At 41.3% G+C, this 13,199-nt stretch carries 10 protein-coding genes and 2 tRNA genes; 11 read left to right on the forward strand and 1 reads right to left on the reverse strand.

Going from position 1 to position 13,199, the window contains the following annotated elements:
- The first annotated feature begins 1 nt into the window (after nucleotide 1).
- A complete protein-coding gene (locus tag HT724_RS03025) occupies nucleotides 2–958 on the forward strand; it encodes an ABC transporter permease (protein WP_050261461.1) in 957 nt (318 codons plus the stop codon).
- A 39-nt stretch (nucleotides 959–997) separates the two neighbouring features.
- Here HT724_RS03025 and plsY read toward each other — a convergent pair whose 3' ends face one another.
- Nucleotides 998–1,639 (reverse strand): glycerol-3-phosphate 1-O-acyltransferase PlsY, encoded by a 642-nt coding sequence (gene plsY, locus HT724_RS03030; RefSeq protein ID WP_173276280.1) that lies wholly within the window; start codon nucleotides 1,637–1,639, stop codon nucleotides 998–1,000.
- A gap of 135 nt (nucleotides 1,640–1,774) precedes the next feature.
- On the opposite strand from plsY, the gene parE reads away from it, so the two are divergent.
- The 10 genes from parE to rpsA all read left to right on the forward strand — a co-directional run bounded on the left by parE (nucleotide 1,775) and on the right by rpsA (nucleotide 13,166).
- Nucleotides 1,775–3,718: a DNA topoisomerase IV subunit B gene (gene parE / locus HT724_RS03035; protein ID WP_173276279.1), complete on the forward strand. Its 1,944-nt coding sequence runs from the start codon at nucleotides 1,775–1,777 to the stop codon at nucleotides 3,716–3,718.
- A 27-nt stretch (nucleotides 3,719–3,745) separates the two neighbouring features.
- The gene (locus HT724_RS03040; protein ID WP_173217575.1) at nucleotides 3,746–4,573 is read left to right on the forward strand and encodes an aminoglycoside 6-adenylyltransferase; all 828 of its coding nucleotides are present in this window, start codon (nucleotides 3,746–3,748) and stop codon (nucleotides 4,571–4,573) included.
- Between the two features lie 29 nt (nucleotides 4,574–4,602).
- Complete coding sequence (locus tag HT724_RS03045; protein WP_173217573.1) at nucleotides 4,603–5,163, forward strand: GTP pyrophosphokinase; 561 nt, start codon at nucleotides 4,603–4,605, stop codon at nucleotides 5,161–5,163.
- 481 nt (nucleotides 5,164–5,644) lie between these two features.
- On the forward strand, nucleotides 5,645–8,116 hold the full coding sequence (parC, locus tag HT724_RS03050) for a DNA topoisomerase IV subunit A (protein ID WP_173252869.1): 2,472 nt from the start codon (nucleotides 5,645–5,647) through the stop codon (nucleotides 8,114–8,116).
- Between the two features lie 134 nt (nucleotides 8,117–8,250).
- Entirely contained in the window at nucleotides 8,251–9,273 is a 1,023-nt protein-coding gene (locus HT724_RS03055; RefSeq protein ID WP_120007866.1) for a branched-chain amino acid aminotransferase, read from the forward strand.
- A gap of 22 nt (nucleotides 9,274–9,295) precedes the next feature.
- Nucleotides 9,296–11,263 carry a peptide ABC transporter substrate-binding protein gene (locus HT724_RS03060; protein WP_173276278.1) on the forward strand — a complete coding sequence of 656 codons (1,968 nt, stop codon included), beginning with the start codon at nucleotides 9,296–9,298 and terminating at the stop codon, nucleotides 11,261–11,263.
- A 97-nt stretch (nucleotides 11,264–11,360) separates the two neighbouring features.
- On the forward strand, nucleotides 11,361–11,591 hold the full coding sequence (locus HT724_RS03065; protein ID WP_000037113.1) for a DUF2969 domain-containing protein: 231 nt from the start codon (nucleotides 11,361–11,363) through the stop codon (nucleotides 11,589–11,591).
- A 49-nt stretch (nucleotides 11,592–11,640) separates the two neighbouring features.
- Nucleotides 11,641–11,721: transfer RNA gene (locus HT724_RS03070), tRNA-Tyr, on the forward strand.
- 9 nt (nucleotides 11,722–11,730) lie between these two features.
- Nucleotides 11,731–11,802, forward strand: a tRNA-Gln gene (locus HT724_RS03075).
- A gap of 161 nt (nucleotides 11,803–11,963) precedes the next feature.
- Nucleotides 11,964–13,166, forward strand: a complete 1,203-nt coding sequence (gene rpsA / locus HT724_RS03080; protein ID WP_061439368.1) for a 30S ribosomal protein S1 — start codon at nucleotides 11,964–11,966, stop codon at nucleotides 13,164–13,166.
- Nucleotides 13,167–13,199 lie beyond the last annotated feature (33 nt).

The following is a 13,199-nucleotide window of genomic DNA, read 5'->3' on the forward strand; positions in this document are numbered from 1 at the left end:
GATGTCTATTACAACCTTGCTCACCCTCTTGGTGTCTTCTATGCTGATTTACTCAGCACCCCTCATCTTTACAAGTATTGGCGGTGTTTTCTCTGAACGTGGTGGTGTGGTAAACGTCGGCCTTGAAGGAATCATGGTTATGGGTGCCTTTTCTGGAGTTGTCTTTAACCTTGAATTTGCAGAACAGTTTGGAGCAGCCACTCCATGGCTATCCTTGCTTGTAGCAGGATTGGTTGGTGGTGTCTTCTCTATCATCCACGCAGCAGCGACGGTTCATTTTCGTGCAGACCATGTTGTCAGCGGTACGGTATTGAACTTGATGGCGCCTGCCTTGGCTGTTTTCTTGGTGAAAGTTCTTTATAACAAAGGACAAACCGACAACCTAAGTCAAACTTTTGGACGTTTTGACTTTCCAGTCTTGGCAAATATCCCAGTAATCGGTGATATCTTCTTCAAGTCAACTAGTCTTCTTGGTTATCTGGCCATTGCCTTCTCGTTCCTTGCTTGGTTTATCCTCTTCAAGACTCGCTTTGGTCTTCGTCTTCGCTCTGTCGGTGAACACCCTCAAGCAGCGGATACTTTGGGAATCAATGTCTACAAGATGAGATATTTAGGGGTTATCATTTCAGGTTTCCTAGGTGGAATTGGCGGAGCGATTTATGCTCAATCAATCTCAGTTAACTTCTCAGTAACAACTATTGTTGGACCTGGATTTATCGCCCTTGCTGCGATGATCTTCGGAAAATGGAATCCAATCGGAGCCATGCTATCTAGTCTCTTCTTTGGGCTTTCACAAAGTTTGGCTGTTATCGGTTCTCAATTGCCGTTCCTACAAGGAGTGCCCACGGTTTATCTTCAAATCGCACCTTATGTCTTGACAATTCTTGTCTTGGCAGCCTTCTTTGGAAAAGCAGTCGCACCAAAAGCAGATGGTATCAACTATATCAAATCAAAATAAGCATACAAAAAAACGTCAGTTCACTGTTCAAACTGGCGTTTATTTTTTAGAATTTTGATGGGTTAAGTTTAATCCCCAAGGAACAAGATTTTCAGTCTTATTCTGGATACGTGTGATATTATCCTTATGCCGAATGATAATCAAGCTAGCAAGTGCTAGGATAATAGCGATGAAGAGGGGGTCATAGTGACTCAATATAAAACCAAAAAGTGGAAAGAGTAGAACTCCGATGACAGCCGCGATAGATGCTGTGACACTAGATAGTGAAATCATACTACCCAGATAGAGGGTTCCAAAGAAAACAACTGCAAGGTAGAGACAGAAGACAGGCGCAAATCCGAAAATCACTCCAGCACTGGTTGCGACAGCCTTACCCCCCTTAAATCCTGCAAAGATAGGGAAGGTATGTCCAATAACAGCCAAAAGTCCAAAGATGAGAGGCGAAACACCTTGCAGATGAAACATAATTGGAAGAAGTGTTGCTAGGGTTCCTTTGAAAAAGTCAATGACAAAGGTCGCCATACCAGCTTTCTTTCCTAAAATGCGGAAGGTATTGGTTGTTCCAGTGTTACCAGAACCATGCTCGCGCAGATTGATTTGAAAGAATACTTGTCCAATCCAGAGACCAGACGGAATCGAACCCAGCAGATAGGCTAGGATTAATAAAACTATTGTCATCATACTCCTATTATATCATGAAATGGAGAAGAAAGGCAGAGAATCTCTTCTGAAATTGTCACATCGGAGAAAGAAAAATTTTGCAAAATCCTTGGAAAACCTGTAGAATAGTAAAGATGAACGAATAGGAGGTTCCTTGTGTCAAAAAAGGAAATCAATATTAACAATTATAATGATGATGCCATTCAGGTGCTAGAAGGGTTGGATGCGGTCCGAAAACGTCCAGGGATGTATATTGGATCGACCGATGGAGCTGGTCTCCACCACCTCGTCTGGGAAATCGTCGACAATGCAGTCGATGAGGCCTTGTCTGGATTTGGTGACCGTATTGATGTGACCATCAATAAAGATGGCAGTTTAACGGTTCAAGACCATGGTCGTGGGATGCCGACAGGTATGCACGCTATGGGAATCCCAACAGTTGAGGTTATCTTTACCATTCTCCACGCAGGAGGGAAATTCGGTCAAGGTGGTTATAAGACATCAGGTGGTCTCCACGGGGTAGGTTCTTCTGTTGTTAATGCCCTTTCTAGCTGGCTAGAAGTTGAAATCACCCGTGATGGCGCAGTTTACAAGCAACGTTTTGAAAATGGTGGAAAACCTGTCACGACTCTGAAGAAAATCGGTACAGCACCCAAGTCTAAAACAGGTACAAAGGTTACGTTTATGCCTGATGCGACTATCTTTTCTACGACAGATTTCAAGTACAATACCATTTCAGAACGCCTCAATGAGTCAGCCTTTCTCTTGAAAAATGTGACCTTGTCTTTGACAGACGAGCGAACAGATGAAGCAATTGAATTTCACTATGAGAATGGGGTACAGGACTTTGTTTCTTATCTAAACGAAGACAAGGAAACCTTGACGCCAGTCCTTTACTTTGAAGGTGAAGACAACGGTTTCCAAGTGGAAGTAGCCCTCCAGTACAATGATGGATTTTCAGATAACATTTTGTCCTTTGTCAATAACGTTCGTACCAAGGACGGTGGAACGCATGAAACAGGACTCAAGTCTGCCATTACCAAGGTTATGAACGACTACGCGCGTAAGACAGGTCTTCTCAAGGAAAAAGATAAAAACCTTGAAGGTTCAGACTATCGTGAGGGACTAGCGGCTGTTCTTTCTATCTTGGTTCCTGAAGAACACCTCCAGTTTGAAGGGCAGACCAAGGACAAGCTAGGAAGCCCTCTTGCTCGTCCAGTTGTGGATGGCATTGTGGCGGATAAGTTGACCTTCTTCCTTATGGAAAATGGAGAATTGGCTTCTAACCTCATACGCAAGGCTATCAAGGCCCGTGATGCTCGTGAAGCGGCACGTAAGGCGCGTGATGAGAGCCGCAATGGTAAGAAGAACAAGAAGGACAAGGGCTTGTTGTCTGGGAAATTAACGCCAGCCCAGTCCAAGAATCCTGCAAAAAATGAACTCTATCTAGTCGAGGGGGACTCTGCCGGTGGCTCTGCCAAACAAGGTCGTGACCGCAAGTTCCAGGCTATTCTACCTCTTCGTGGTAAGGTTATCAATACAGCCAAGGCCAAGATGGCGGATATTCTCAAAAATGAAGAAATCAATACCATGATTTATACCATCGGTGCGGGTGTTGGAGCAGACTTCTCTATTGAAGATGCCAACTATGACAAGATCATTATCATGACCGATGCGGACACCGATGGTGCCCATATCCAGACCTTGCTCTTGACATTTTTCTATCGTTACATGCGTCCCCTAGTTGAGGCAGGACACGTTTATATCGCCCTTCCGCCTCTTTACAAGATGTCCAAAGGCAAAGGCAAGAAAGAAGAAGTAGCCTACGCATGGACAGACGGAGAACTTGAAGAACTCCGCAAGCAGTTCGGTAAAGGCGCTACCCTCCAACGATATAAAGGACTTGGTGAGATGAATGCAGATCAGCTCTGGGAAACAACCATGAACCCAGAAACTCGTACCCTCATCCGTGTCACAATCGAAGACCTAGCCCGCGCCGAACGCCGCGTCAATGTCCTCATGGGCGACAAGGTCGAACCACGCCGTAAGTGGATTGAAGACAATGTCAAGTTTACGCTGGAAGAAGCGACAGTTTTTTAAGTTAGTTTTTAATGAATGGGTATAAACATGAGAACTGAAACAGAAATGCTCGATGTAATTTTAAAGACTGCTGAAACCTTACAAGTCGCGGCTGTCGCCATGTCTGGTTCACGGACTGATACAAAAGTCTCAAAAGATGAATTTCAAGACTATGACGTAGTCTATGTTATAGAGAATCTGGACGAGCTGATTACAGATTTATCTTGGTTGGACCAGTTTGGCAAACGCGTTATCGAGCAAGAGGTTGCTCTTGACCATCGTCGTCTAAATCTTATGCTTTTTGAAGATGGTAATCGCATTGATTTGACCCTCTGCCCTAAAGAACACATGAAAGAATGGGTAGATAGCGAGTCGAAATTCATAGTTTTAGAAGATGAGAAGAGCCTGTTTGAGTCATATTATCCCAGTCCAAAGCGTTTCTGGATACATCCAGCTACTGAGACAGATTTTAAAAATTCCTGCAATGAATTTTGGTGGGTGTCAGCCTACGTGGTCAAAGGAATCTGTCGTAAGCAAGTCATCTATGCCACTGACCATCTCTACGGCATTTGTCAACAAGAATTCTTGAAAATTTTGGCTTGGCAGGTAGCAAGTGATAAGGGAAAAGTAGACGTCGGCAAGAATTATAAATATCTCTTTAACTATTTACCTGCTGAGAAAGAAAAGGAATTCTCGAATCTGCTTGATTTTTCAAGTGTAGAGAAACTTACTAAGTCTTTGTTTGCTACGATGCAACTTTTCCACCAAGAAGCTCACTCCCTTGCTCACAAGATGGGCTTTGGCTACGATAAGGAAGTGGCTGAGAAGATGATTAAGTATGCTGAGGAAAGAGTGAAGAAGTTTGGGAATAACTAGAAAAATGAAAAAGCGAGAGGAGAAGACTCATGATTGAAAAAGTGGAACGCCTCATTACAGAGATTAATCGTATTCATCGAGAATATTCTAAAGATTATTTTAAAACGGGTAAGGTGGAAAAAATCAATCTCAAGCATACCTTTTCAAAAGTTCCGACGAAAGCGATTTTGGCCTACCGTCTGAATTTACATGAGTCAATTAATGATTATCTGATGAAAGCGGATGTCCAAGATATTGCCTATGTTTATCGTGTCAAAACTTCTGAGTCTATTTTAGATAAAATTACACGTTTTTCAGAGCGTCAAGAGGGCTATCCTGTGAATTCAATTCTTAATGATATTTTTGGTGCTCGTATGATTTTAAGTTCCAAAGAGATTGCTCAAGTCATGGAGGAATTAGATGATTGGCAAGAGCTGTACGGACTAAAAAACTGGTATTTACGTGATAAAGATGGCTATGTCGGTATTCATATCTATTTTAAAAATAAAAGTAATTTTCACTATCCATGGGAACTCCAACTTTGGGATAAGAAAGATGTAGATAGCAATATCGCTAGTCATATCAAGTATAAACGAGGATTTGTGAAGTAGACACTTCAAGTGGAAATGACGATACAGGAATTGGGTGAAACTCACTTACTCTATATTTTTTCTTTTTCCATAATATTTACTCTCCATTCTTCGAAAGGAGTTGAACACGCCCTAAATGCTATGTGAAAATTCCTTAATACTAACCGAATCAATAAATTTTAAACACTTTAAACTACAGAAAGGATAGTTTGGTTACTTATCGTAACTGAACACGGGACTAAGACTTAGGAAACAAGAGAAATCTACTTGGGTTCATTGAACCCTATATCGATTTCCTATTTTTCTACAGAAATTTTCGGCAAGCCGAATCGTCCCTTTATATCTTAACTGAACACCTTTTCTGTAAAAACCTACTCTATATTCTTTGAAAGGAGTTGAACACGCCCTAAATGCTGGGTGAAAAAGATAAATTCTCTTGTGAGCTTGCTTACTTCAAGAATTTTCTATTTTCACTTGGTATTTTACGGGCTCTGTATCCTATATGAGTAACATTCAAAACATGTCCCTTGAGGACATTATGGGAGAGCGCTTTGGTCGCTACTCCAAGTACATTATTCAAGACCGGGCCTTGCCAGATATTCGGGATGGCTTGAAGCCGGTTCAGCGTCGCATTCTTTATTCGATGAATAAGGATGGCAATACTTTTGACAAGAGCTACCGCAAGTCGGCCAAGTCTGTCGGGAATATCATGGGGAATTTTCACCCACACGGTGACAGTTCCATCTATGATGCCATGGTCCGTATGTCACAGGACTGGAAAAATCGTGAGATTCTAGTCGAAATGCACGGTAATAACGGTTCTATGGACGGTGATCCGCCTGCGGCTATGCGTTATACTGAGGCGCGTTTGTCTGAGATTGCAGGCTACCTTCTTCAAGATATCGAGAAAAAGACCGTTCCTTTTGCTTGGAACTTTGATGACACCGAAAAAGAGCCGACTGTTCTGCCAGCAGCCTTTCCAAATCTTTTGGTCAATGGTTCGACTGGTATTTCGGCTGGATATGCCACAGACATTCCTCCCCATAATTTGGCTGAGGTCATTGATGCGGCGGTTTACATGATTGACCATCCAACGGCCAAAGTTGAAAAACTCATGGAATTCTTGCCTGGGCCAGATTTCCCTACAGGAGCTATCATCCAAGGACGTGATGAAATCAAGAAAGCTTATGAAACCGGAAAAGGGCGCGTGGTTGTTCGTTCCAAGACCGAAATTGAAAAGCTAAAAGGTGGTAAGGAACAAATTGTTGTCACTGAGATTCCCTATGAGATTAATAAGGCCAATCTAGTCAAGAAAATCGATGAAGTCCGTGTCAATAACAAGGTAGCAGGAATCGCTGAGGTTCGTGATGAGTCTGACCGTGATGGTCTTCGTATCGCTATTGAACTTAAGAAAGACGCTAATACGGAGCTTGTTCTCAACTACCTTTTCAAGTACACTGACCTACAAATCAACTACAACTTCAACATGGTGGCGATTGACAATTTCACACCTCGTCAGGTTGGGATCGTTCCAATCTTGTCTAGCTATATTGCCCACCGCCGTGAAGTGATTTTGGCGCGTTCACGCTTTGATAAGGAAAAGGCTGAAAAACGTCTCCATATCGTCGAAGGTTTGATTCGCGTGATTTCGATTTTGGACGAAGTCATTGCGCTTATCCGTGCTTCTGAGAATAAGGCTGATGCCAAGGAAAATCTCAAGGTCAGCTATGATTTTACAGAAGAGCAGGCTGAGGCTATCGTAACCTTGCAACTGTACCGTTTGACCAATACCGATGTGGTTGTCTTACAGGAAGAAGAAGCCGAACTTCGTGAAAAGATTGCCATGCTTGCTGCTATTATCGGGGATGAACGGACTATGTACAATCTCATGAAGAAAGAACTTCGTGAGGTTAAGAAGAAGTTTGCGACTCCGCGTTTGAGTAGCTTAGAAGACACTGCGAAAGTAATCGAGATTGATACAGCTAGTCTGATTGCAGAGGAAGATACCTACGTCAGCGTGACCAAGGCAGGTTACATCAAGCGTACCAGCCCACGTTCCTTTGCGGCTTCCACTCTGGAAGAAATTGGCAAACGTGATGACGATCGTTTGATTTTTGTTCAATCTGCCAAGACAACCCAGCACCTCTTGATGTTCACAAGTCTTGGAAATGTCATCTACAGACCAATCCATGAATTGGCAGATATTCGTTGGAAGGACATCGGAGAGCACCTGAGCCAGACCATTACAAATTTTGAAGCGAATGAAGAAATTCTTTATGCGGAAGTACTGGAACAGTTCGCTGATGCGACAACCTATTTTGCGGCGACTCGTCTCGGTCAAATCAAGCGTGTAGAACGAAAAGAATTCACCCCATGGCGGACCTATAAATCTAAGTCTGTCAAGTATGCTAAGCTCAAAGACGAGACAGACCAGATTGTAGCAGTGGCTCCGATTAAACTAGATGATATTCTCTTGATTAGCCAAAACGGTTATGCTCTGCGTTTCAATATCGAAGAGGTTCCGGTTGTAGGTGCCAAGGCTGCAGGTGTCAAGGCTATGAATTTGAAAGAAGATGGTGTCCTCCAAGCAGCCTTTATTTGCAATACATCATCTTTCTACCTCTTGACTCAGCGTGGAAGTTTGAAACGTGTTTCTGTTGAGGAAATTCCAGCAACCAGCCGTGCCAAACGAGGACTTCAAGTCTTGCGTGAGTTGAAAAACAAACCGCACCGTGTCTTCTTGGCAGGAGCAGTTGCAGAACAAGGCTTCGTTGGTGACCTCTTTAGTACAGAAGTGGACGAGAATGACCAAACTCTGCTTGTTCAATCTAACAAAGGAACAATCTATGAAAGTCGATTGCAAGACTTGAATTTGTCAGAACGCACAAGTAACGGTAGCTTCATCTCTGACACGATTTCAGATGAAGAAGTTTTTGACGCTTACCTTAAAGAAGTATTTACTGAAGCTAAATAAGTGAAATGAAGAATCAGTTCTAAGAGCTGGTTCTTTTTATTGAAGAAATTTTCTGAAAATTACAAAATATACTTGCTATTTTAGAAAAATAGTGTAGAATATAAGAAATAGGTTTTTAGAATAAGGAGTGGAATATGACAGTAACGATTGATTGGGAAAACCTTGGTTTTTCCTATATGAAATTACCTTATCGCTATATTGCTCATTTTAAAAATGGACAATGGAATCAAGGAGAGCTTACAGAGGATGCAACTTTGCATATTTCAGAGTCTTCTCCAAGTCTCCACTATGGACAACAAGCATTTGAAGGTTTGAAAGCTTATCGTACTAAGGATGGCAGTATTCAACTGTTCCGTCCTGATGAAAATGCTAAACGCCTGCAACGGACATGTGACCGTCTCTTGATGCCACAAGTTCCGACAGAAATGTTTGTAGAAGCTTGTAAAGCAGTTGTTCGTGCCAATGAAGAATACGTACCACCGTACGGAACAGGTGGAACCCTCTATCTTCGTCCTCTTTTGATTGGTGTCGGAGATATTATTGGGGTAAAACCAGCAGAAGAGTACATTTTCACCATATTTGCTATGCCAGTTGGAAATTACTTTAAAGGTGGTTTGGTCCCAACCAACTTCTTGATTCAGGATGAATACGACCGTGCAGCTCCAAATGGTACAGGTGCAGCTAAGGTTGGTGGAAACTATGCTGCCAGTCTCTTGCCAGGGAAATTGGCCAAGTCACGTCATTTCTCAGATGTTATTTACCTAGACCCTTCAACTCATACAAAGATTGAAGAAGTCGGATCAGCTAACTTCTTTGGAATCACAGCTGATAATGAATTTGTAACGCCATTGAGTCCATCTATCTTGCCATCTATTACCAAGTATTCCTTGCTTTATTTGGCAGAACATCGCTTGGGTTTAACTCCTATTGAGGGTGATGTTCCAATTGATAACCTTGACCGTTTTGTAGAGGCGGGTGCCTGTGGTACCGCAGCGGTTATTTCACCAATCGGTGGAATTCAGCACGGTGATGATTTTCATGTATTCTATAGTGAAACAGAAGTAGGACCTGTGACTCGTAAACTCTATGATGAACTGACAGGAATTCAGTTTGGTGATATTCCAGCGCCAGAAGGTTGGATTGTAAAAGTAGATTAAAAATATATTAAGGGAGATTTTTATGAAATCGAAAAAGTGGATTTTAACAACAGGACTTATCCTAAGCACAACAGCTCTTTTAGCAGCCTGTGGAAAAGCTGATAAAGAAGCCGATGCTCCGACAACATTTTCTTATGTTTATGCAGTGGATCCAGCATCCTTGGACTACAGCATAGCAACGCGTACATCCACAACAGATATTATCGGGAATGTCGTTGATGGTTTGATGGAAAATGATAAATATGGTAATGTTATTCCTTCTTTGGCTGAGGATTGGTCTGTCTCAAAAGATGGATTGACTTATACCTATAAACTTCGTAAAGGAGTGAAATGGTACACATCAGAAGGCGAAGAATACGCAGAAGTAACAGCCCATGACTTTGTGACAGGACTAAAACACGTGGCTGATGGTAAGTCAGACGGTGTCTCTCTCATCCAAAATTCAATCAAAGGCTTGGACGCCTATATGACTGGTGAAACCAATGATTTCTCTACAGTTGGCGTTAAAGCTTTGGATGACTACACAGTTGAGTATACATTGAATGCGCCAGAAAGTTTCTGGAATTCAAAAGTTACAACAGCGACGATGTTGCCTGTAAATGAAGAGTTTTTAAAGGCATCAGGAAAGAATTACGGAGAGGTTAGCCCAGCAGGTATTCTCTACAATGGTCCTTATTTCTTAAAAACATTGACTTCTAAATCGTTGATTGAATATGAAAAAAATCCAAATTACTGGGATAAAGAAAATGTTAAAATTGAGAAGATTAAATTGACCTACTACGATGGCTCAGATCAGGAGTCTTTGATCCGTAGCTTCTCCTCTGGTGCTTATACGACAGCCCGTCTCTTCCCAAGCAGCTCAAACTTTGCTTCAACTTTGGAACAATACGGAGATAAAATCACTTATAGCCCGCAAGATTCAAGTAGTTATTACTTTACTTTTAACGTAAATCGTCAGTCATACAATAAAACTGCGAAAACAAGCGAAGAGCAAAAGACTTCTACAAAAGAAGCTATGCTTAATAAGGACTTCCGTCAGGCTATCAACTTTGCCTTCAACCGTCATTCGTATGCTGCCCAGCTAAACGGTGAAGATGGTGCGGACAAGATTATTCGTAACAGCCTTGTTCCAGATAACTTTGTGCAAGCTGGTGGTAAGAACTTTGGTCAAATCGCTCAAGCAGAGTTGGTGAACTATGGTGACCAATGGAAAGGTGTTGAGCTAGTTGACGGTAAAGATTCTATCTACAACCCTGAAAAGGCTAAAGTTGCTTTCGAAAAAGCTAAGAAAGACTTGGAATCTAAAGGGGTAACCTTCCCAATTCACTTGGATGTCCCGGTTGAACAAACAGATACTATCGCCGTTCAACAAAGCAACTCTTTCAAACAGTCTATTGAATCAACTCTTGGTGCTGAAAATGTTGTCATCGATGTACTTCAAATGACAGATAATGAAAAAGAAACGATTACATCACAAGCGCGTGTTCCTTCTCAAAAAGACTATGATTTGAACAGTACAGGATGGGCTCCAAGCTATCAAGATCCAGCGTCTTACTTGAATATTATGGATCCAAAATCTGGTTCTGCCATGAAACACCTTGGTATTACAAAAGGAAAAGATAAGGATGTTGTAGCTAAACTTGGTTTGGATCAATATAAGAAATTGTTAGAAGATGCTGTTTCTGAGACCACTGACCTAGAGAAGAGATATGAAAAATATGCCAAAGCTCAAGCTTGGTTGACAGATAGTTCATTATTGATGCCAACAGCTTCATCTGGTGGTTCTCCAGTTGTAAGTAACGTCGTGCCATTCTCAAAACCGTACTCACAAGTTGGTATTAAAGGTGACCCATATATCTTTAAAGGAATGAAATTGCAAAAAGATATTGTTACAACAAAAGAATATGACGAAGCTCTTAAAAAATGGCAAAAAGAAAAATTGGAATCCAATAGCAAATACCAAAAAGAACTAGAAAAGCATATTAAATAAAGCAGAAAACTCTATGTCAGACAAGCCTGATATAGAGTTTTTTCTTGCTAGTTTTAGGATTTTCTTGTAAAATAGAAAAAGTGAAGAGAGGTATGAAATGAGTAAGAAAGATAAAAAAATCGAAATTCAAGTAGCAGATGCCAAAGTTAATGTAGGAAAAGACAGTTTTGAAGGCTATACCTTGACCATTGGTAAAAAAGTTATCGGAGAAATTGCCGAATTAGATGGACAATTTGCCATCATAAAGAATGGGAATGTCGATAGTTTTTATAAAAAATTGGAAAAAGCTGTGGAAATTTTGATTGAAAATTATAATTTAGCAAAATAAGTCTTGTTTTTTTGAAATTTTCATGATATAATAGTCCATGTTGATTGTAGGAGAGATAGCGAAGAGGCTAAACGCGGCGGACTGTAAATCCGCTCCTTCGGGTTCGGGGGTTCGAATCCCTCTCTCTCCATTTTATCAATGGGGTATAGCCAAGCGGTAAGGCAAGGGACTTTGACTCCCTCATGCGTTGGTTCGAATCCAGCTACCCCAGTTCTTAGGTAATAATCAAGATAAAAAGCAAAATATCTTAGGGTATTTTATTTTTATAATTGAAAGACGTGAATGATATGAACATGTCCTTGCGGGTGCTTAGGAAAAAAATTATAAGTATGTCAAGTTTAAGAAAAACTTGATTGTTGGAGGATTTTTTAGATGAACGAATTTGAAGATTTGCTAAATAGCGTTAGCCAAGTTGAAACTGGTGATGTTGTTAGTGCTGAAGTATTGACAGTTGATGCGACTCAAGCTAACGTTGCAATCTCTGGAACTGGTGTTGAAGGTGTCTTGACTCTTCGCGAATTGACAAACGATCGCGATGCAGATATCAATGACTTTGTTAAAGTAGGAGAAGTATTGGATGTTCTTGTACTTCGTCAAGTAGTTGGTAAAGATACTGATACAGTTACATACCTTGTATCTAAAAAACGCCTTGAAGCTCGCAAAGCATGGGACAAACTTGTTGGTCGTGAAGAAGAAGTTGTTACTGTTAAAGGAACTCGTGCCGTTAAAGGTGGACTTTCAGTAGAATTTGAAGGTGTTCGTGGATTTATTCCAGCTTCAATGTTGGATACTCGTTTCGTACGTAACACTGAGCGTTTTGTAGGTCAAGAATTTGAGGCTAAAATCAAAGAAGTTGACGCTAAAGAAAACCGCTTCATCCTTTCACGTCGTGAAGTTGTTGAAGCAGCTACAGCAGCGGCTCGCGCTGAAGTATTTGGTAAATTGGCTGTTGGTGATGTTGTAACTGGTAAAGTTGCACGTATCACAAGCTTTGGTGCTTTCATCGACCTTGGTGGTGTTGACGGATTGGTTCACTTGACTGAATTGTCACACGAACGTAACGTATCACCAAAATCAGTTGTAACTGTTGGTGAAGAAATTGAAGTGAAAATCCTTGATCTTAACGAAGAAGAAGGACGCGTATCACTTTCACTTAAAGCAACAACACCTGGACCATGGGATGGCGTTGAGCAAAAATTGGCAAAAGGTGATGTAGTAGAAGGAACAGTTAAACGTTTGACTGACTTCGGTGCATTTGTTGAAGTATTGCCAGGTATCGATGGACTTGTTCACGTATCACAAATTTCACACAAACGTATTGAAAATCCTAAAGAAGCTCTTAAAGTTGGTCAAGAAGTTAAAGTTAAAGTTCTTGAAGTTAACGCAGATGCAGAGCGCGTATCACTTTCTATCAAAGCTCTTGAAGAGCGTCCAGCTCAAGAAGAAGGACAAAAAGAAGAAAAACGTGCTGCTCGTCCACGTCGTCCAAAACGTCAAGAAAAACGTGATTTTGAACTTCCAGAAACACAAACAGGATTCTCAATGGCTGATTTGTTTGGTGATATCGAACTTTAATCAAATTGAAAATTCACAAAATCCTTTGTTTAC

Origin of the sequence: Streptococcus sp. k-402 (genome assembly GCF_013277515.1) — a bacterium.
Lineage (GTDB): Bacteria > Bacillota > Bacilli > Lactobacillales > Streptococcaceae > Streptococcus.